The organism is Janthinobacterium agaricidamnosum NBRC 102515 = DSM 9628 (assembly GCF_000723165.1).
Taxonomy (GTDB): domain Bacteria; phylum Pseudomonadota; class Gammaproteobacteria; order Burkholderiales; family Burkholderiaceae_D; genus Janthinobacterium; species Janthinobacterium agaricidamnosum.
Genome location: NZ_HG322949.1, coordinates 5,724,563 through 5,744,128 on the forward strand (window position 1 = coordinate 5,724,563; position 19,566 = coordinate 5,744,128).

The 19,566-nt window shown below is 62.4% G+C and carries 17 protein-coding genes; 14 read left to right on the plus strand and 3 right to left on the minus strand.

Annotated features, from left to right (window positions below):
• The first annotated feature begins 6 nt into the window (after positions 1 to 6).
• The 11 genes from GJA_RS24750 (at position 7) to GJA_RS24800 (ending at position 12,633) form a co-directional block, all read left to right on the plus strand.
• Positions 7 to 543: a hypothetical protein gene (locus GJA_RS24750; protein WP_038497698.1), complete on the plus strand. Its 537-nt coding sequence runs from the start codon at positions 7 to 9 to the stop codon at positions 541 to 543.
• Entirely contained in the window at positions 540 to 1,415 is an 876-nt protein-coding gene (locus GJA_RS24755) for a lantibiotic dehydratase C-terminal domain-containing protein (protein WP_038497701.1), read from the plus strand. Before GJA_RS24750 ends, GJA_RS24755 begins: the two co-directional genes overlap by 4 nt.
• Positions 1,412 to 2,533, plus strand: coding sequence for a hypothetical protein (locus tag GJA_RS24760; protein WP_038497704.1), 1,122 nt, complete (start codon positions 1,412 to 1,414; stop codon positions 2,531 to 2,533). Before GJA_RS24755 ends, GJA_RS24760 begins: the two co-directional genes overlap by 4 nt.
• Positions 2,534 to 2,570: 37 nt before the next feature.
• Entirely contained in the window at positions 2,571 to 3,263 is a 693-nt protein-coding gene (locus GJA_RS24765; RefSeq protein ID WP_051781304.1) for a thiol:disulfide interchange protein DsbA/DsbL, read from the plus strand.
• Positions 3,263 to 5,425 (plus strand): TonB-dependent receptor plug domain-containing protein, encoded by a 2,163-nt coding sequence (locus GJA_RS24770; protein WP_144241635.1) that lies wholly within the window; start codon positions 3,263 to 3,265, stop codon positions 5,423 to 5,425. Before GJA_RS24765 ends, GJA_RS24770 begins: the two co-directional genes overlap by 1 nt.
• 226 nt (positions 5,426 to 5,651) lie before the next feature.
• Positions 5,652 to 6,503, plus strand: a complete 852-nt coding sequence (locus GJA_RS24775; protein ID WP_051781305.1) for a MipA/OmpV family protein — start codon at positions 5,652 to 5,654, stop codon at positions 6,501 to 6,503.
• A 23-nt stretch (positions 6,504 to 6,526) separates the two neighbouring features.
• On the plus strand, positions 6,527 to 7,192 hold the full coding sequence (locus GJA_RS24780) for a response regulator transcription factor (RefSeq protein WP_038497707.1): 666 nt from the start codon (positions 6,527 to 6,529) through the stop codon (positions 7,190 to 7,192).
• Positions 7,189 to 8,553: an ATP-binding protein gene (locus GJA_RS24785; RefSeq protein ID WP_038497710.1), complete on the plus strand. Its 1,365-nt coding sequence runs from the start codon at positions 7,189 to 7,191 to the stop codon at positions 8,551 to 8,553. Before GJA_RS24780 ends, GJA_RS24785 begins: the two co-directional genes overlap by 4 nt.
• A gap of 51 nt (positions 8,554 to 8,604) precedes the next feature.
• A complete protein-coding gene (locus GJA_RS24790) occupies positions 8,605 to 9,582 on the plus strand; it encodes an alpha/beta fold hydrolase (RefSeq protein WP_038497713.1) in 978 nt (325 codons plus the stop codon).
• 148 nt (positions 9,583 to 9,730) lie between these two features.
• On the plus strand, positions 9,731 to 10,774 hold the full coding sequence (locus tag GJA_RS24795; protein ID WP_174525967.1) for a threonine aldolase family protein: 1,044 nt from the start codon (positions 9,731 to 9,733) through the stop codon (positions 10,772 to 10,774).
• A 62-nt stretch (positions 10,775 to 10,836) separates the two neighbouring features.
• Positions 10,837 to 12,633: a DUF885 family protein gene (locus tag GJA_RS24800; protein WP_167541146.1), complete on the plus strand. Its 1,797-nt coding sequence runs from the start codon at positions 10,837 to 10,839 to the stop codon at positions 12,631 to 12,633.
• 9 nt (positions 12,634 to 12,642) lie between these two features.
• On the opposite strand, the gene GJA_RS24805 is transcribed toward GJA_RS24800, so the two are convergent.
• Positions 12,643 to 13,410 carry an alpha/beta fold hydrolase gene (locus tag GJA_RS24805; RefSeq protein WP_242404625.1) on the minus strand — a complete coding sequence of 256 codons (768 nt, stop codon included), beginning with the start codon at positions 13,408 to 13,410 and terminating at the stop codon, positions 12,643 to 12,645.
• Between the two features lie 327 nt (positions 13,411 to 13,737).
• Positions 13,738 to 15,003 (minus strand): MBL fold metallo-hydrolase, encoded by a 1,266-nt coding sequence (locus tag GJA_RS24810; protein WP_197539812.1) that lies wholly within the window; start codon positions 15,001 to 15,003, stop codon positions 13,738 to 13,740.
• Positions 15,004 to 15,607: 604 nt separating this feature from the next.
• On the opposite strand from GJA_RS24810, the gene GJA_RS24815 reads away from it, so the two are divergent.
• A complete protein-coding gene (locus GJA_RS24815) occupies positions 15,608 to 16,663 on the plus strand; it encodes a patatin-like phospholipase family protein (RefSeq protein ID WP_051781307.1) in 1,056 nt (351 codons plus the stop codon).
• Positions 16,664 to 16,778: 115 nt separating this feature from the next.
• Complete coding sequence (locus GJA_RS24820) at positions 16,779 to 18,410, plus strand: methyl-accepting chemotaxis protein (protein WP_038497722.1); 1,632 nt, start codon at positions 16,779 to 16,781, stop codon at positions 18,408 to 18,410.
• Positions 18,411 to 18,417: 7 nt separating this feature from the next.
• Here the strand turns inward: GJA_RS24820 and GJA_RS24825 are convergent, their stop codons facing one another.
• On the minus strand, positions 18,418 to 18,834 hold the full coding sequence (locus GJA_RS24825; RefSeq protein WP_038497725.1) for an organic hydroperoxide resistance protein: 417 nt from the start codon (positions 18,832 to 18,834) through the stop codon (positions 18,418 to 18,420).
• A gap of 164 nt (positions 18,835 to 18,998) precedes the next feature.
• Between GJA_RS24825 and GJA_RS24830 the strand changes: the two genes are divergently transcribed.
• A complete protein-coding gene (locus GJA_RS24830; protein ID WP_038497728.1) occupies positions 18,999 to 19,469 on the plus strand; it encodes a MarR family winged helix-turn-helix transcriptional regulator in 471 nt (156 codons plus the stop codon).
• The last annotated feature ends 97 nt before the right edge of the window (positions 19,470 to 19,566 follow it).

Below are 19,566 nucleotides of genomic sequence, written 5' to 3' on the forward strand. Positions count from 1 at the left end.
TACGCGATGCAAAAACATATCATAGGCGGCTTGCTGCACCTGGCCGCGGCGTGCTCGGCGCCGGCGGCGCTGGCCGAAGAAACCACGCTCGACCTGAGCCGCGGGCACTTCCTGGTGCGCATGGACGCCGGCGTCGAGTCGTACGCGCTGCGCGCCCTGCCGCAGCCGCACGCCTGCCTGCCCGCGCTGGCGCTGGAACGGCAGGCCGGCGGGGCTTATCGCGTGGTCAGCAGCGATCCTGATTGCCAGACTGAGCCCTACGCCGAATTGCTGCTCAATCCGGACTGGAGCCCGGCGCTGCATATTCAGCTCAGCGGCGGGCAGATCGACTTCGCCTCGTCGCTGTGGGACAGCCTGTCGACGCTGCAGGCCAGCGTCTCGATGGGCGACATTTTCGGGCCCGACGGCGTGCAGCGCTATCGCTTGCTGGGCGCCAGGCTGGCGCTCGACCGGCAACGCGTGGGAATCCGTTTGCGGGTGTCGGTGGGCGCCGGCCAGATCACGCTGGACATGCCGCCGCGGCAAAGCTTGTCGAGCCGATGAACGCGGCGCTGCCCGAGCAGGATGGCCGCGGCTGGAGTTCGCTGCATGTCTTCATTCACGATTTTTCCCGGCTGACCCATTTCATCCAGACCTGTCTGGCCGGATTGCCGGCGTCGTTGCGCGAGCATTGTTTTTTCGTGCGCTACTGGCTGGGCGGCCCGCACCTGCGTATCCGCTTCCGCGACGCGGCCCTGTTGCCCACGCTCGAAGCGGCGGTCAGCCGTTACTGGGAAGAACATCGGTTTGTCGCCGCGCTCGACCCCGAGCTGTTTTACCGCGGCTACGCCAGCCACCTGGAGACGGAAAAGGAACGCTATTGGCACGCCAATGGCAGCATGCACCTGATTGCCTACCAGCCCGAGACGGCGCGCTACGGCGGTCCTGCCGGTCTGGCCCTGTGCGAAGACGAATTTATCAGCGATAGCCGGGTGATGCTGGCCATGCTGCGGCAGGAAGCGCCGGCGCAACTGGAAAAGATCCTGTTCGGTTACTGCCTGATCCATGGCCACATCCTTGCCCGGCATGGACTGCACCGCGATTATCTGCGTTTCACGTGCGGCAGCGCGCAGGCGGACGCGGTGCGGCGCCACGTCGCCCTGCGTTCGGCCGGCAAGATCCCGCCATTGCATGCATCGCTGCTCGCGCAGCATGACAGCGTGCTGCGCGGAGCGTACTTCCCCGAGTATCTGCTGCCGCTGGGGCAGCGCCTGGGCACGCTGGTGGCCCGGCTGGCCGACAGCGGCTGCACCGGCATCCCGGCGATTTGCACGTCACTGCTGCATATGTCGTTCAACCGCGCCGGCGTCACGCCGGCCAAGGAAGCGAATATCCGGCTGTTCTCCTTTTACGTCCTGAATGAGGCCTATCAATGAAGTTCATGCAGCTGCGGATCAACTACACGGAAAACCATGGCCGCTTTTACCATGAATTGCTAGTGCCGCTGCAGCGCTGGCTGGCGGAGCGCTATTTCTATCGCTGGAACATCGCGCGCGGCTGGCAAAACGGCCCGCATTATCTGCTGACGCTGGACGCCGGCGCACCGTTCTACCGCGATGCGTGGCAGGCGGCGCTGCTCGAGCGCAGCAATACCTTCCTGCAGCGCTGTCCATCGTCTCCGCTCGACGCCGCCGCTCACCGGGCGCTGCAAGTCCGGCTCAATACGCTGGAGGCGGCCGGTATCGATCCGGATGTGATTGAACCGAATAATACGGCGAGTGTGCACATGACGACGCTGGAGCAACTGGCGGCGAAGTACGAGTCGCCGCAGCAATGGCGCAGCGTATTCGACACGCAGATCCGCCTGCACAAGGCCGTGGTGGCGCATTGGTCCGGCGCCGATGGCGGCATCAACGAGCGCTTCGCATTCGAATTGATGGTCATGCTGGCCTGCGTTTATCCGCCCGCGCCATCCGACGATCCCGAGGTGTTTGAGTATAACGGCTTCCTGTCGTATCACTCGAACTATGTGTTCTGGCGCCACGGTCTCAAACCCGAACAGCAAGCCATCATCGATCGCCGTTTCAGCGATGGGTATGGCGCCGCGCACGGCAGCTATCTGTGCTGGCTGGACGCGCTGGAAGCGGACCTGGCGCAAGCGGGCCACCGCAGCAGCGAATTGGCGCAGGCGCTGGTGGCGAGCTTCCTTGAGCATTGCCAGCTGGCCCGGGATGGCGTGATCCATGCGCGCTCGCCGTTTGCGCGCGAACGCCTGGCGGACCAGCAGCAGGTGTCCGCCTTCCACCAGCGCTATTTTTATGACGAGGATGGCGGCGCCAGGGCATTCGGCCTGGAATTCAGCGCCTATCGCTGGCTGCTCAACATTGTTTACCGTACTTTGCCGCTGCTGAATATTTCGCCGATGACGCGCCAGATGCTGAACTACGCGCTGAACCGGCTGCAGCAGGAACAGGCGCCGGCGATCGGCCGTATTCGCGTCGCCATGCTGACAAGCGGCACGCCGGCCGCCCCTATCATGAAAGCGGCCGCCTGACAGGCGCCGCGCCCACTCCTGAAAGACGAGGAATCTCATGCGCATGACCAAACTGAACCTCCTGATTGCCTGCCTGCTGCTGCTGGCGGGCCTGGCCGCCGCCTGGAGCGTGTACTTCTCGACGGTGCGCGAGCAGCAGCCGGCCTATCTGGAATTGCCCAAGCCGGCAACGCCGGCATCCGCCGGCAAGATCGAAGTGATCGAATTTTTCTGGTATGGCTGTCCGCATTGCTATAAATATAATGATGTGCTGGATGCGTGGGTTGCAAAGCATGCCGACCGTATCACCCTGCGCCGGGTGCCGTTCGCCGTGCGCGACAAGCAGATTCCCCAGCAAAAAATGTACTATGCCTTCGATGCGCTGGGTAAACTGGATGACATGCATGCGCTGATCTTTGAGAAAATCCATCTCGGCCACAAGCCCTTGAACACCGACGACAGCATCAGCGTTTTCGCGCAAGAGCAGCGCATCAGCAAGGAGCAATGGCAGGCCGCCTACCAATCGCCGCAAGTGCAGGAAAAGATACAAGAGGCCGACAGGCTGCAGCACGATTACAAGGTGGAGCGGGTGCCGTCGGTGGTCATCGGGGGACGCTATCTGACCTCGCCCGGCATGGCTGGCATGAAGCTGCCTTACTGGGGGCAGACCGACGAAATGCGCTACAGCGCGGCGGAGAAGATCATGGATGAATTGCTCGCCAGGGTAGAGCAGGAAGGGCGTTTGCGCTGATGCCGTTCCGAACGCAGCGATGCCGCCTGCTGCTGCTGCTGCTTGCCGGCACGATGTGCGCCGCCACGGCCCGCCATGCCGCCGCTGCCGGGCCGGTCAAGATGGAAACCGTCGAAGTGCGCGCCGATACCTCGGGCTATGACGCGCGGCGCGACGACACCGCCAACAAGGTAGTGGTCCAGCATGACGAAATCATGAAATTTGGCGACACCATGGTGAGCGATGTGCTCAAGCGGCTGCCCGGTATCACCGTTAGCGGCGCGCCCGGGCGCGGCGGGGAAATCCGCATGCGTGGATTGGGCAGCGGTTATACCCAGATCCTGCTCAACGGCGAACGGGCCCCGGCCGGCTTCTCGATCGACTCGCTGGCGCCGGGCGTCATCGAGCGCATCGAAGTGCAGCGCGCGGCCAGCGCGGAGTTTTCCACCGAGGCCATTGCCGGCACCATCAACATCGTGCTGAAAAAGGCCATCGGCACGGCGCAGCGCGAATTCAAGCCCGCTGTTGGCGGCGGTGGCGGCTATTTCATGCCGGGTTTTAACCTGCAGTTGTCCGACCGCAAGGATGACATGTCGTATTCGCTGGCGGTCAACGGCGTCTACAATCATATCCGGCGCGACAATCCGTCCTGGGACGAGGCCGACGACGAGACTGGAACGGCCACGCTGCGGCGCGCCAGCGGCAACCGCAGCGACGGCATCTTCCGTGGCCTGTTTCTGGTGCCGCGGGTGAGCTGGACGCTGGCCGGCGGCGATACCCTGACGCTGCAGGCCTTCGTCAACGCGACCCGCTTCAGCCAGGACAGCGCCATCCACACCGCGACCACCCTGGGGGCGCCGCCGCCCTATCCCGGCAGCGACGACACAATACGCGACAGCGGCGCACTGCTGCGAACGGACTTGAGCTGGATGCACAAGCTGGGCGGCGGCGCCAAGCTCGATAGCAAAGCCGGCTTCACCGTGTCCGGCAACGACAGCGATCTCGATCAGACCGGCTTCTTCACCCCGGCCGTGCCGACGCTGCGCCGCCGTGTCGGCATCCACTCCGTCGAGCGCGGCTTGAGCTGGACCGGGAAATATCTCAGCACCGCGGTGAACGCCCACGCGCTGTCGCTGGGCTGGGACAGCAGTTACAGCCGCCGTGCCGAGGATCGCAGCCAGCGCGACAGCGTCCCGTCCGGCTGGGTCGAGGCCGGCAATGAAGACAGCGCGGCTCAAGTGTCGAGGCTGGCGTTGTACGCGCAGGACGAGTGGGATGTCAGTCCGGCTTACGCGCTCTATATGGGGGCGCGCTGGGAAGGTATCCGCGTGCGCAGCGATGTGAACGGCTACGCCGGCACCAGCAGCAGCCATGTCTGGAGCCCGTTGCTGCAGATGCTGTACAAGATACCCGGCACCAAGTCGGATCAGTTGCGGCTGGCGCTGACGCGTACTTACAAGGCGCCCGCCGCCGCCAACCTGACGCCGCGCCGCTTGCTGTCGATCAATAACAGCCCGACCGAGCCTGACCGCCAGGGCAATCCCGGGCTGCGTCCCGAACTGGCGCTGGGGATCGATGCTTCTTATCAGCATTATTGGGCTGAGCGGGCCTTGTTCTCGGCCAGCGTATCGGGCCGCGGCATCAGCAACTACACCCGCACGGCATTGTCGCTCAGCGATGGGCGCTGGATGGCGATGCCTGTCAACGATGGCGGCGCGCGTACCTACAGCGTCGAACTGGAGGTGAAGTTCCCGCTGCGCACGCTGTGGCGGGCGGCGCCCGCGCTGGATGTGCGCGCCAGCGCCAGCCGCAATTGGTCGCGGGTTGAATCGGTGCCGGGGCCGGACAACCGCCTGGACCAGCAGACTCCGCTGTCCGCCATGCTGGGCGCGGATTACCGGATCGGCCAGGTCTCCGTGGGCAGCAGCCTGACGTTCAAGAACGGCGGTCCGGTACGCATCTCCGACACGCAAGCGGCTTACCAGTCTGTGCGGCGCGACCTGGATGCGTATGTGCTGTGGAAGGTGAGGCCGAAAGATCATCTGCGATTCGGGCTGTCGAATATTTTGCGGCAGGACCAGGTCTCGGAGAAAATCTACCTGGACCAGGGGGGGGTACTACGCCGCATTTCGCTTGCTCCGGGCACGCTGCAGGCGCGCCTGACATGGGAGATGGTTTTCTAGGCCGGACTGCGGCGCATTTCTCGGCATTCCCCTTCTCACCTCCCTCCGGCGACAGCCTTCCCTTCGATCCGTAGCGGCGCCACGCGCCGTACGGCCGTCACTATCCGATCGATCGCCACGCGGCGCGAACCCGTTAAAAGATTCCTAAAAAGATTGATCCAGAATGGCGACACACCCGCCGGGCAGGATTTTCCTGCTTTCCACATCTCATCCACAGGAGTGACAGATGTCGCACACAGCATTATTCAGTGACCGTTTGAGCGTCGTAGCGCAAGCAGGCCGGCGACTGCCTTTTTTGATCGGCGCCACGCGGCGTCCGGGCATGCTGTGCGCGGCGCTGGCCGCGCTGCTGGGCTGTTTGCCGGCCGCCGCGCAGGAAGCCCCCGCCAGCGCATCGGCCAGCGTCGCGCAATGGGGCCTGGGCTTCAGCGCCGGCAGCCTGCGCAAGCCCTACAAGGGCGTCGCCAATCAAACGGTGGGAGTGCCGATCGTGCTGTACGAAAACCGCTGGCTCAGCGCCGCCGGGCCGCTGGTCGATCTCAAGTTGCCAGTCACGGGGCCGGTTTCCTTCCGCCTGCGGGCCCGCTATGAACCGGGCGCCGGCTACGATGCCGGCGACTCGGCCGCCCTGTCCGGCATGGAACACCGGAAAACCGGCTTGTGGCTGGGCGGCGCCGTGCTGTGGCGCAGCGCCATCGCCGACGTCGGCGCAGAATGGCTGGCCGACGCGTCCGGCTACAGCAAGGGACAGCGCGCCACATTCAGCGTGCAGCGCCGTTTTCCGATGGGGAATTTCTCTGTTACGCCACGCCTCGAAGCCAGCTGGCTCGATCATAAGAATGCGAGCTACTATTATGGCGTACGGACCGGAGAAGCCGTGGCCGGCCGCCCGTTCTACGAAGCGGGCAGCACCGTCAATACGCGGCTGGGAGTTCGGCTTGACTATCGCATCATGCCACGCCACGCAGTGTTTTTCGATGTCAGTGCAACACGCCTGGGCAGCGAGATCAAGGACAGTCCGATCGTCGACCGCGCCAGTGCGTCATCGGCCTTCGTGGGCTATACGTATCTGTTTTGAGATAGTCTATCCGGGGTAAATACATGAACATCCTGCTGGTCGAAGATGACGCCTTGCTGGCCGACGCGATCTGCGACGGCGTGCGCCAGCAAGAGTGGGCCATCGAACACGCCGCCAACGCGGACACGGCCAAGGCCGCGCTGCTGAACCACGCCTACTCGGTGATCGTGCTCGATATCGGTCTTCCCGGCGCGTCCGGCTTGTCGGTGCTGCGCTGGATGCGCGAGCGCTACGATGCGACGCCGGTGCTGATCATCACCGCGCGCGGCCAGCTCAGCGAACGCATCAAGGGACTCGACGACGGCGCCGACGACTATCTGATCAAGCCGTTCGAGTTCGATGAGTTGCTGGCCCGCCTGCGGGCGCTGATCCGGCGCAGCAAGGGGCATGTGGTCGGCTGCCTGTCGTGCGGCGAGGTGCGGGTCGATCCGGAAAAGCGCATCGTCACGCGCGGCGGCGAGCGGGTGGTGCTCAGCGCGCACGAATACCGCACGCTGCTGGTGCTGATCGAACGGCCTGGCCGGGTGGTCACCCGCGACTACCTGCAGCAAGCCGTGTATGGCAATCACATGTCGGTCGAGAGCAACACCATCGCCGTGTTCATCCATCAGCTGCGGCGCAAGCTGGGCGACCATATCGTCGTGACGGTGCACGGTCATGGCTACATGATCGGGGAGCCGCAGGCATGACCGGTTCGCTGAAGGGACGCATGATACGGGCGCTGGTCTGGTGGGTGCTGTGCGCATGGAGTATTTCGCTGGGCACCACCTACATCATCACGACCAATAGCCAGACCAGCAACTGGGACGACAAGCTGCAATCGATCGCCATCAAGCTGTTGCAGATGACGCCGGCCGATGCCCATGCCAACGGCGCCGCCTTGCAGGCGCGGCCCGAAGTGGTGGCCAGCAACGATGAACTGACGTTCCAGGTATGGGGCGACGGCAAGCGCCTGCTGGCCAGCACGCCGGGCGCGCCGCGCACGCCGTTGCGGGCCGATTTCCACGACGGGTTTTCGAATGTCGGCATCGGCGGCCAGAACTGGCGCGTGTATGCGGTATCGGACCGCAGCGGCCGGTTCCAGGTCCAGGTCGGCCACGACCGCAGCATGATCAATACGGACTTCCAGAAGCATTCGCTGAAGGCGGTATCCCTTGCGGCGCTCGGCATGGCCTGCGCCGGACTGATGATGTGGTGGGCCGTCAGCCGGGCATTGAAGCCGCTCGCCAAGGTCGAGCAGGCGACCCGCGGCCGCTCGCGCTTCGACCTGACGCCGCTGCCGACCGGGTCGCTGCCGTCCGAGCTGCTGCCGCTGGTCGACTCCTTCAATCATGTGCTGGCCCATCTGGACCAGGCCATCAACGCCGAGCGCCAGTTCATCAGCGACGCCGCGCATGAATTGCGCACGCCGCTGGCCGCGTTGCAGGCCCAGCTGGAAGTGGCGATGCGCGCCAGGACCGACGAGGACAGAAGCCAGGCGCTCAGGAAAGTACTGGTCGGCGTGCAGCGCAGCAGCCGGTTGTCGGACCAGTTGCTCGACATGGCCCGCCTCGAAGCGGGCAACCGCGCGCCGCTGCGCGCGCGCTGCGACTTGAAGGACATCGTGCGGCATGTGGCGAGCGAGTTCGATTTCAGCGCCAGCCGCTTGCAGCGCTCGATCGAGCTGGCGCTCGAACCGTGTCCGGTCTGGTGCGATGTCGACGAGATCGGGATCCTGCTCAGGAACCTGGTCGATAACGCGCTGCGCTACACGTTTCCAGGCGGCCGGGTGCGCATCAGTTGCGGCCTGCGCGGCGACGGCGACGCAGGCAAGGCGTTTCTCGAAGTCGCCGACGACGGCCCGGGCGTGCCGGCCGCGGAACAGGACGCCATCTTCATCCGCTTTTACCGCGTGGCCGGCAATGGCAATGTGCGCGGCAGCGGCATCGGCCTGTCGCTGGTCGGGCGCATCGCCAGCACGCATCATGCGTGGATCGAAACCGGCGCCGGCTTCGGCGATCCGGGATTCAGCGTGCGGCTGCTGTTTCCGCCATGCGGCGCGCCGGCTTGATTGTCATTCATTTCATCATTCATTTTAATCTTCATGTCAGGAACATCCACCATGATGCACTGGTTTAAACGAGCATTCATCTCATTCATCGCCGCCGTGTCGGCCAGTACGCCACTGAGTGCGGCGGCGACCGAACAACTGGACGACGCCGCGCGCCAGGAGCTGCTGCAAAGCGGATCGGCGCAACAGTTCGTCAAGCTGCCGCTGGGTATCATGCATGTGCGCGCCGACGGTCCGCTGGACGGGCCTGTGGTACTGCTGGTGCATGGCGGCGTAGTCGGCGGATTCGGTTTCGAGAAATGGCGCAAGCCATTGGCCGACGCGGGCTTCCGGGTGCTGGTGCCGGACCTGTTCGGCTACGGCTATTCCGACCGGCCCAAGCTGCCCTATACCCGGCAGTTTTACGTCGACCAGATCAGGCAGCTGCTCGACGCGCTGGAGATCAGGGAACCGGTGGCGATTGTCGGCGCATCGCTGGGCGGCGCCATCGTCACGGCCTTCACCGCGCAAGCGCCGGCCCGCGTCAGGTCGGTGGTGCTGATGGCGCCGGCCGGCGGCGGCCGGGTGCCGGTGGTCAATCCGGTGCTGCTGTGGCCGGTGGTCGGCGATACGGTATTCCACTTTTTCGGCGCCAGCAATATGCGCACGCTGATGGACAAGGCGTATGCGGATTCGCCGGACCGGGCCAGCATGGCGCAATGGATGGCGTCGCAGACCCGCTACCGGGGCTTTGCCGAAGGCGTGCTGAACACGCTGCGCAACTACGACGCGGCCTGGCAGCCGGACGATTATGCGGCGCTCGGCCAGACCGGCATCCCGGTGCTGGCGCTGTGGGGCACGGCCGATACCGTCAATCCCTACGCGCAAGCGCAGGTATTGGCGCGCGCGGTGCCGCAGATGAAAATCGTGCCGCTTGAGGGCAAGGGGCATGCGATTACCTTCGGCGCATCGGAGCAGGTGCTCGATGCGGTGCTGCCATTCCTGAAGACCGCCACGGCGCAGCGCAGCGCCGACTGGCTGTCCCGCTAGGGCATTAGCAGGCGTATCTGCCGGCAGCATGCGTGGTTGCTTTACTTGTAACATTTTCTGATGCAACCTTATTGGCCATAATACGATATCATCTTCCTGGGCGTGACTGGATTGCCAGTGTAAACGCTAACTTTTTGCTACCAGGATTATGACTATCTACAGTTTTCTTGACGACTACAGCGAAGGCGCGCATCCACACATCCTGCAGGCGCTGGTTGCCAGCAATATGGTGCAACAGGCGCCGTATGGCGAGGACGCCTATTCATACGAAGCGAAGGCACGGATTCGGGCGCATCTCGGGAATCCGGAGAGCCAGGTCTTTTTTGTCGCCGGCGGCACGCTGGCCAACCTGGCGATGATCGCCAGTTTGCTGCGTCCGCATGAGGCGGTGATCGCGGCGGCGTCGGGGCATATCGTCCTGCGCGAAACGGGCGCCATCGAAGCGACCGGCCACAAGATCATTACCGTCCCGCCAGTCAATGGCAAGCTGACGCCGGACAGCATCCGCGCCGCCTTTGACGCGAACCAGCAGTTCCCGCACATGGCCAGGCCGCGGCTGGTGTATATCTCGAACGCCAGCGAGATCGGCACGCTGTACACCAAGGCCGAACTGCAAGCCATTTCCCAGCTGTGCCGCGAGCGCGGCCTGCTGCTGCTGCTCGATGGCGCGCGTCTCGGCGCGGCGCTCAGCGCCGACCTGAATGACCTGACGCTGGCCGATATCGCCCGCTTGACCGACGCGTTCTGGATCGGCGGCACCAAGGTCGGCGCGCTGCTGGGCGAGGCGATCGTGATCCCCGATCCGGCGCTGGCGCAAGACTTTTCGTTTCACATCAAGCAGCGCGGCGGGCTGATGGCCAAGGGACGATTGCTTGGCCTGCAGTTTCATGAGTTGTTCGGACCGGAGCAGCTGTTTTTCACGCTGGCGCGGCACTCGACCGTGATGGCGAAAAAACTCGGCGACGGCATTGTCGCGGCGGGATACCGGATGTCTGCCAATATCGAGACCAATCAGATTTTCCCCATCTTGCCGAATGACTTGATCGCCTTCCTGAAGACCTCATTCTCCTTCTATGTGTGGGAAAAACACAGCGAAGAGGAATCGGTGGTCAGGCTGGTGACATCCTGGGCGACCGAGGAACAACAGGTCGAGCGTCTGATCGCAGCGATCAGCGGCTGGACCGCGACCTGATGCATCGTGATTGCATTCGATGAGCGCGCCATAAATCAACTATAAATCAGCCATTAATGATAATGAAAAAGAGACAAAAACAATTGGCTGCATATGTCGTCATGGCATTATGTATTTCTCCGCTGGCGGCCAAGGCGCACACCAAACCGGAGGCGCAAGATCCATCCTGGGTGGCGAAATCAAACCGGTACACGGCATTGCTGATGAACCTGGATAAAAAATATTCACCGGAACATTGGTCCGCGGAAGGGGCCGCACCCTATGACAGTGAAATATCGGTGCCCAGCCCGGCCAATCAGGCGACACAGAGAAAAGAAAAGCAGTTGCTGTTGAATAGTTATATCGCCAGCTTGCGTACCGAACAGGATCTTGCAGTCAAACATGATCTGAATATTTTAATTAATAATATACAGCTGGATCTACGCCGGCATGATTTTGAAAAGGAACACATCGTTCCTTTCATGAATGCGGCGGCGATGATGTACGGTGGCCTGAGCGTATTACTGAATGATGAAATACCTGCGGCAAGACGTGACGCGGCTGTCATCAGAATGAGAAAATATGCGGGGATGGAAAAAGGTTATCGTCCATATGCCACGTTATTGCGCGAACGTACTGCACGGCAGATCGCCGGAAAGGATATGGTCTATCCACCCGTGCAACAGATAGAAGCGGGGTTGTCACGCAATGCGATTCTGATCGGCAGGATAGAAACACTCTGCAAGGAATATAAACTGAGCGGATGGGAAGAGCCGTATCAGAAAATAAAAGCCCAGGTAGCGGAATACGATCTATGGGTGCGCCAGCATGTGCTGGTTAAAGCCCGCCAGGATGCACGCCTTCCGCCAGAGGAGTATGCGCTTGCACTCGAAGCATCCGGCATTGATATCCCGCCTGCTGAACTGGCCGCTTCGGCACATGCCGCATTTACCAGTATTCAGCATGACATGCAGCAGATTGCAAAGCAGATCGCTGAACAGCGGCATTTGCCTTCTGCCGATTACCGTGATGTGATCGCCGAGCTTAAAAAGGAACAGATCCATGGCGATGCGATCCTTCCCTTGTATGAAGGGCATCTGAAAGAGATTGAAGAGATTATCCGCAAGCAGCAGCAGCTGACCCTTCCGGATCAACCGGCGATTGTCAGGATGGCTAGCGCGGCGGAAACCGCAAAAATGCCGGCGCCAAGCATCGTGCCGCCGTCTTTCCTGAATAATACAGGGCAGCGCGCCCAATTCATCTTGCCGTTCAATCCGCCTGTGGCGCCGGGAGGAAAAGAGACCATCAAGTATGATGATTTTACCTTTGATGCGATTTCCTGGGATCTTATTGCCCATGAAGCAAGGCCTGGCCATGATCTCCAGATTGACAAGTTAATAGACAATAAAATGTCGCAGGCACGTTACCAGTATGCCGCCAATTCAACCAATGTCGAAGGATGGGGTATGTATGCACGGTATATTATCGCGCCTTATATACCGCTCGAAGGCCAGCTGATGTCGCTGGATCAAAGATTGCTTTCTGCCGCCAGTGCTTTCCTGGAAGTGGAACTACAAGCTGGAAAGGTAACGCAGCAGCAAGCCGTCGAGATATTGACGAACGACGTGGTATTGTCAAAAGGCTTTGCGCAGAAGCAAGCGGCCGGCTATTTATCGATCACGCCGGAACAATCCAATGCCGGCTATTTCCATGGTTTTAGCAAGTTGATCGATTTAAGGAAAGAAACAGCGGCCACTCTGGGCAATCAGTTTAATGTACGGCGCTTCCATGACTTTATCCTTGCGCAGGGATTGCTGCCGCCAGCGCTGATACGGGACGCGGTCATGAAAGAATTTGTGCCGTCAGAAAAAAATAAATAAGTTAAAGCGTCATTTGGCGGCCAGTGCCGCCTCTTCTATGACCTTGGCCACGGCTTCCGGTTGCGAGATGTACAGCGCATGGCTGGCCTTGATTTCAGTGACCTTGCTGCCGGCGCGCTGATACATCCAGCGCTGCAATTCCGGCTTGACGATGCGGTCGTCGCTGGCCACGATGCCGTAACTGGGCGTGCCGCGCCATGCCACCGTGCGCGACTGGCCGCCCAGCGCGGTGGTGGTCGCGTGCTGTTGCGACACCGCCATGTAGGCGCTGCTTGTTTCGGGCAGGTCGGCGGCGTAGTCGCGCCCAAAGTAGGCCGGGTTAATGAAGACAAAACCGTCGAAGGTGGTGCGCAGGCTGTCGTTCGCGGGCGGCATCGAGTTGGCCAGTTGCGACACGCTTTCGGACACGTCCGGCGCATAGCCGGCCACATACACCAGCGCCTTCACCTTTTTGTTGCTGCCGCCGATGGTGATCACGGAACCGCCGTAGCCGTGGCCGACCAGTACCGCCGGCCCGTCGGCGTACATCAGCTGCTTGTCCAGCGCGACGGCGTCTTCCTGCAGCGAATGCAGGGTATTTTGCACCACGCTGACGTTATAGCCCTTCTGGTACAGGATGTCATGCACCGCGCGCCAGCCCGAGCCGTCGACAAACGCATCGTGGACGATGATGACGTTCCTTGCGCCGGGCGGCCGGATGCGTTCCTGCGCGCCGGCGCCGCTGGTGAAAGCGGCGCATGCGATGGCGCTGGCGATGACGGCGTAAGTTCTCTTCATGTACATTTCCTTGCTGGTGAGGGTGGTGGTCGACAGGGGCTGCGCGAGCCCGAAAGAAGCGTCGCCAGTATGGCAAGGCCATGTATCTGTTGTATGTCTGCCATGTATCTGTTGTGTGTCGGGATACGTTGCGCCGACAGCGCAGATCGATACCCTGGCCTTGACCGGGGAATGAGGTGATGCGGTATTGACCGTTGTCGGCGGAGGGCGCCGCTGGCAGCCGATGGGGCAGGATGCGCAACTGTTTTTTGCAGCTGCGGCCTGTCTTGGCCGCGCTGCTGAACCGATCCCCGGCAGCGGCGATGCATTTCCTGCCCGGATCGGTATTTAAAGCTGGGCGCTGCTTTGCCGGGTGCAGGGCGCCAGTTCGACCCGTTCGGACGGCGCCCCGTGCGCGGTGGCCAGTACCGGCTGGGCGGCGGCGCTCTGCCATGCGATGCGCGGCCACCACGGCGTCATGCTGGCGCTGTCCGACGGTTCGACGCTTTCGCCGGGACGCGGCAGCAGCACCGGCACGCCGCGGCAATCGGCGGCGGCCAGCACCCGTTCGGCCGGTTCGGTCCACGCATGCTTGGCCAGCTTCAGCAGCGCCCAGTGCACCGGGATCAGGTACTTGCCGCGCACCAGGCGGTGCGCCTCGACCGCCTGTTCCGGTCCCAGATGGGTATCCGGCCAGTTGGCGTCGTATTGACCGGCCTCGATCAGAGTGACGTCGAACGGGCCCAGGCGCTCTCCTATCTTGCCCAGCTCGTTGTGAAAACCGGTGTCGCCGGAATACCAGGCGCGGTGCCGCGCGCCGATGATGGCGTAGCCGGCCCACAGGGTTTGATTGCTGCCTGGCGAAGTCCGCCCGGACGCATGGCGCGACGGCGTCGCCACGATTTCCAGGCCGCCAACATGGGCCGATTGCCACCAGTCCAGTTCGACGATGCGGTCTGGCGGGATGCCCCAGCGCAGCAGGTGCGCGCCGACGCCCAGCGGCACGACGAAGATATTGCTCCACTCCTTCATCGCGACGATGCTGGCCTGGTCCAGGTGATCGTAATGGTCATGCGAAATGACGACTGCGTCGATCTTCGGCAAGTCCTTCAGCGCCACCGGCGACGGATACCAGCGCTGCGGGCCGATCCAGCCGAACGGCGACGCGCGCTGGCTGTCGAACGGGTCGATCAGCACCTTGTCGCCATCGATTTCCAGCAAGGCGTAGGAATGCCCGAACCAGGTGACGCGCAATCCCGACGCGGGCGCCTGGGCGAAGCTGGCCGCCGTGTCGTGCACCACCGGCAGCGGCGCGTCCGGCGTCTGGCCGGCCGGCGACGGACCGAACACCAGTCGTGTCAGCGCGCCGCGCAGATTGGCCCAGATCGGTTGCGGATTGTCGAAGTGGTCGCCATGCCATTGCGGCGACTGGCGCAGTTCGGCCAGCCGCGCGCCGTCCGGCGTCGCGCCGATGGCGGCGCAGCCATTCAGCGCCAGCGCCGCCAGCACACCGGCCGCGCATAACAAGGCGGGCGCGGCCCAGAGCAGGGAGCGCCGGGAGCGCCGCCGTGCCGGCTGCGGCTTGGGGGGAAAGAGAGGTATCGGCTGGCTCAAGTCGGGCTTTCTGGTCGGGCAAGGTTATAAAAAGTTGCAGGTCCGGCATCGACGCCGCAGCCCGAGTCTAGCGCCGGCAAGCCGGCGCGGGAATACTTGCCCATCCGTATTACTTGCGTGTGCGTACGGAATTCTCGCCGCATGGCATGGCCAGCAAGACTTGCCTCGCGACAGCTGTGGTGGCTTGAATTGATGGAAATCAATTGTGCGAGTGCCGGCTTATAGTATATTAATGAAAAAACATGCTTGTGCGGCCTCGACCGCCAGCGGTTTTTCCCGATAGCGATTGCGCCCAGCGCAAAAAGGCGAGCACGGCAAATTGCCGGCTGGTCTTTATTCGGTTGCCTGCCCCCTCCTTTTCCTATTTTCTTTGCCATGTTTGCCTGCCTTGATGGCGGGCCAGCCGCATGCCTGCTACATATTGCTTTTCTGAATATCGTATATATGGAAAATAAATTGCCGCATGGAATTTTGATATGCTATTTTCACATCTAATTTAGTTAACATTACGCTGCAGTAATTGGCGTGATGGCCGGCCGGATCCGGAGAAAATCCTGTGGTTCGGGGGGGAGCTTGAACGTTGTACGCCAATCTGGGAATCCACATGAAAGTAGTGAATACGCCATACCCTTCCGCGTTGCCCAAGATCGGTTTAGTACTGGGCGGCGGCGCGCCGAATTCGACCTTGATCGCTGGCGCGCTGGCCGCTTTTGTCGACCAGCAAATCGAGTTCGACGTGATTTCCGCGTCCGGCGCCGGCGTCTTGATGGGCCTGCTTTATACCGCACCGAAGGATGGCGCGCCGCGCCAGGCCTTGCAGCGCTGGGCCGATACCGGCGTGGCCGACAGCATTTACAAGATGCTCCCGATCAATTACAAGATATTCCAGAAGCCGGGCACGCAGGCCGATGTCTTCCGCGGCATGTTCCCGTTTTCCAGCGTGCCGGGGGTCTGGGCGGACTGGACCCAGTTGATGATGTCCTCGCTATCGCCGTCGGACCTGTCGATGAACAGCCTGGGCCTGTGCGCGCACCTGCCGCAGCTGGAACAGTCGGTCGACTTTTCCGCCGTGCCATCGATGCGGCCGGCGTTTTACATCAACGCCTATAACCTGACGCAGCAGCGCATGCAGATCTGGGGCAAGCACGAGATCAAGGCCGTGCACGTGCGGGCGGCGCTGTCGTTCCCCTTCCTGTATGCGCCGACCGAGATCGGCGGCGACGACTACATCGAAGGCGCGGCGCTCGATACGCTCAATTTCGATCCCTTTATCGAAGGCAAGGGTGAGCATGCCGATACCGACACCCTGGTGATCCTCGACATCCTCGGCGACGAGCGGCTGCTGCGCAAGCCGCGCAACCTGTACGACGCGTGGGTGCGCTCGATCATCACGCCGCTGGTGAAGATCGCCAAGACCGAGCAGCGGCTGTTCGAACTGGAGCACAACACCGATGCGGCCACCGGACGCGCCAAGCGGCGCATCCTGAAGCTGGACTTGATGGGCGGCATCCCCGAGGAGCACTGGCCCGACACGCTGGACTGGTCGACGTCGAACATGCAATTGCTGTTCGATGTGGGTTACCAGGCCGGCGTACGGCTTTGCCACGAGCATGGCGATGTGCTGCGGCGCATTGTCGCGCAAGCCCCGCTGGCTGCGTGACGATCGCTCGGCCAGCGCCTGACGTTTTTTTCTTTCCTGTTCCGCCTGGCAGCGGCTGGCTGCGGCATCCACCGCAGCCAGACCACCGGCCGCCTTCTTTCAGCAAGCCATCCATATGAAAATTACCAAGCAACTGATCCTGACCCTCTCCATCGCCCTGCTCGCCCTGATTTGCCTGGGCGCCGGCGGCGCGTGGCAACTGCAACGCGCCCAGCAGCGTTTCGACACGGTGCAGAGCCGTATCATTCCCAGCATCCAGGGCTTGAATGAAGCCAAGGCCGCGCTGACCGACAGCCGGCTGGCCGGCTACCGCCTGTCGGTGTTCTCGAATCTGGAAGACAAGACGGCGCTGAATAAATCGCTGGCCGACGCCAACCAGGCGTTCGACTCGATCGTCGAAAAATATCGCGCGGAACGCATCTATGACGAGACCGACCGCAAGATGCTGGACGCCGACAAGGCCGCGATGGATGTTTACCGGCAAGCGCTGGCGCCGTTCTTTACCGCCGCGTATGCGGGCGACATGGATGGCGTGCGCGCCACCTTGCTGGCAGGTACGCCGCTGGCGCTGGCCGCCGCCGCCGCCAAGAAAAGCATGGATGACCACCTGGCCTATAACAACAAGCTGATCGACGACGTCAAGCAGGAAAGCCTGGACGCCTACGACACCGCGCTGTACGGCATGCTGGCGGTGCTGGCCGGCGTGCTGCTGCTGACGGGCGCGATGGCGCTGCATATCTACCGCGTCATCAGCGGCGGACTGGGCAATATTCAGCACACGCTGGAGCGGGTCGGCGAATCGCTCGACCTGTCGGCGCCGATGCCGGTCGCGCGGATGGATGAAGTGGGCCTGACGGCGACCGCGTTCAACAAGTTATTGGCGCGCATCGTCGAAGTGATCGCCACCGTGCGCATGTCGGCCGATACGGTCAGCGTCGCCGCGCGGCAAATTACGGCCGGCAATGCCGACTTGTCTGTGCGTACCGAACAGCAAGCGTCGTCGCTGGAAGAAACCGCCGCCAGCCTGGAACAGCTGACCGCCGCCGTCAGGCAGAATACCGAGCATGCGCAGCAAGCCAACGGCCTGGCGCTGTCGGCGTCGGCGGTAGCCGTCAAGGGCGGCGCGGTGGTGGCGCAAGTGGTCGACACGATGGGATCGATCAATGAATCGGCCAAGAAAATTGCCGACATCATCGGCGTGATCGACGGGATTGCGTTCCAGACCAATATCCTGGCCTTGAACGCGGCGGTCGAAGCGGCCCGCGCCGGCGAGCAGGGACGCGGCTTTGCCGTGGTCGCCACCGAAGTGCGCAACCTGGCGCAGCGCAGCGCGGCGGCGGCCAAGGAAATCAAGTCGCTGATCGGCGATTCGGTCGATAAAGTCGCGGCCGGCAGCGTGCTGGTCGACCAGGCCGGCGCCACGATGGAAGAGATCGTTTCCAGCATCAAGCGCGTGACCGACATCATGGGCGAAATTTCTTCCGCCAGCCACGAGCAAAGCGCCGGCATCGAGCAAGTCAACCAGGCGATTGCCCAGATGGACCAGGTGACCCAGCAAAACGCCGCGCTGGTCGAGGAAGCGGCCGCCGCGGCGGAAGCGCTGCAAGAGCGGGCCACCAGCCTGGTCGGCGTGGTGGCGGTATTTACGTTGCGCGACGATCACGCGGGCGCGCTGCTGCGGCCGGTCGAGACCACGCTGCTGCCGGCCCCGGCCCATCAACAACTGCCATACCGCCGCGCAGCATAATACGCCGTTACACCAGATTAATGACGACGTCGATATTGCCGCGCGTCGCTTTCGAATACGGGCAAGTCTGGTGCGCCGCGTCGGTCAGCGCGCGCGCGGTGTCCGGCGCGATGCCCGGCAGGCTGACATTCAGGCGCGCTTGCAGGAAGTAGGCGCCGTCCGCCGTGACCAGGTCGACTTCGGCGTCGACCGCCACATCTTGCGGCAGCGCGATATGCAGCGCGCGCGCCGCCAATCCCATCGCACCGATAAAGCAGGCCGACCAGCCAGCGGCGAACAACTGCTCCGGATTGGTGCCCTCGCCGGCCGTGCCTGGCGACGACAGCTTGACGGCCAGCCGGCTGTCCGAGCTGTGCGAGGCGCCGTCGCGGCCGCCGGTGGTATGGGTTTTACCTGTGTACAGTACTTTTGCGCTGGAAGTCATGATGGGTCCTTGATCAATGTAATAGGGTTTATATCGTATCCGATTGAATCGGGTAAGTCGAATAATACGCGAACGGCAGGATATGTCAATACTTTCGACTAAATCGCATCCGATATATAATGCTAGCACGATCAGAAGCTGTTTTGATGCCTAGAAGGAAACAAATGAAAACCACCGACCCGGCCGACCAAGCCGACCCGCGCAGCGCGAAACTCGCCGACTTCCTGTGCTTTGCGATTTATTCCGCCAACCTTGCCTTTGGCAGGGCCTACAAGCCCATCCTTGACGAGCTGGGCCTGACCTATACCCAGTACATCGCGATCATCGCCTTGTGGGAAGAGGACAACCAGACCGTCGGCGGCCTGGGCGAGAAGCTGTTTTTGGAGTCAAACACCTTGACCCCGATCCTGAAGAAGCTGGAAGTGATGGGTTATCTGCGCCGCCAGCGCGACCCTGCCGACGAGCGCCAGGTGCTGGTCAGCCTGACCGATACCGGCCGCGACTTGCGTGAAAAGGGATTTGGCATGAACCTGGTGGCGGCGTGCGGTTTGACGGCGGAGGAATTTCCGAAGCTGCAGAAAGCGGTGGTCAAGCTGCGTAACAACCTGGTCAAGGATACCCAGCAAAATAAGTGAGGTAAATAAGCGAGGTAAAAAAACCGGGAACCCGGAACCCCTGGCAAACGTCCACGGCAAGGTGCATTGCCGCCATGGCCGTTTTGTCAGGCGCTCT

What these genes read in the sequence shown, in the direction of transcription:
- GJA_RS24750 (WP_038497698.1), top strand. Translation starts at nt 7, where the DNA reads ATGCAAAAACATATCATAGGCGGCTTGCTGCACCTGGCCGCGGCGTGC.
- GJA_RS24755 (WP_038497701.1), top strand. Translation starts at nt 540, where the DNA reads ATGAACGCGGCGCTGCCCGAGCAGGATGGCCGCGGCTGGAGTTCGCTG.
- GJA_RS24760 (WP_038497704.1), top strand. Translation starts at nt 1,412, where the DNA reads ATGAAGTTCATGCAGCTGCGGATCAACTACACGGAAAACCATGGCCGC.
- GJA_RS24765 (WP_051781304.1), top strand. Translation starts at nt 2,571, where the DNA reads ATGCGCATGACCAAACTGAACCTCCTGATTGCCTGCCTGCTGCTGCTG.
- GJA_RS24770 (WP_144241635.1), top strand. Translation starts at nt 3,263, where the DNA reads ATGCCGTTCCGAACGCAGCGATGCCGCCTGCTGCTGCTGCTGCTTGCC.
- GJA_RS24775 (WP_051781305.1), top strand. Translation starts at nt 5,652, where the DNA reads ATGTCGCACACAGCATTATTCAGTGACCGTTTGAGCGTCGTAGCGCAA.
- GJA_RS24780 (WP_038497707.1), top strand. Translation starts at nt 6,527, where the DNA reads ATGAACATCCTGCTGGTCGAAGATGACGCCTTGCTGGCCGACGCGATC.
- GJA_RS24785 (WP_038497710.1), top strand. Translation starts at nt 7,189, where the DNA reads ATGACCGGTTCGCTGAAGGGACGCATGATACGGGCGCTGGTCTGGTGG.
- GJA_RS24790 (WP_038497713.1), top strand. Translation starts at nt 8,605, where the DNA reads ATGATGCACTGGTTTAAACGAGCATTCATCTCATTCATCGCCGCCGTG.
- GJA_RS24795 (WP_174525967.1), top strand. Translation starts at nt 9,731, where the DNA reads ATGACTATCTACAGTTTTCTTGACGACTACAGCGAAGGCGCGCATCCA.
- GJA_RS24800 (WP_167541146.1), top strand. Translation starts at nt 10,837, where the DNA reads ATGAAAAAGAGACAAAAACAATTGGCTGCATATGTCGTCATGGCATTA.
- GJA_RS24805 (WP_242404625.1), bottom strand. Translation starts at nt 13,410, where the DNA reads ATGAAGAGAACTTACGCCGTCATCGCCAGCGCCATCGCATGCGCCGCT.
- GJA_RS24815 (WP_051781307.1), top strand. Translation starts at nt 15,608, where the DNA reads ATGAAAGTAGTGAATACGCCATACCCTTCCGCGTTGCCCAAGATCGGT.
- GJA_RS24820 (WP_038497722.1), top strand. Translation starts at nt 16,779, where the DNA reads ATGAAAATTACCAAGCAACTGATCCTGACCCTCTCCATCGCCCTGCTC.
- GJA_RS24825 (WP_038497725.1), bottom strand. Translation starts at nt 18,834, where the DNA reads ATGACTTCCAGCGCAAAAGTACTGTACACAGGTAAAACCCATACCACC.
- GJA_RS24830 (WP_038497728.1), top strand. Translation starts at nt 18,999, where the DNA reads ATGAAAACCACCGACCCGGCCGACCAAGCCGACCCGCGCAGCGCGAAA.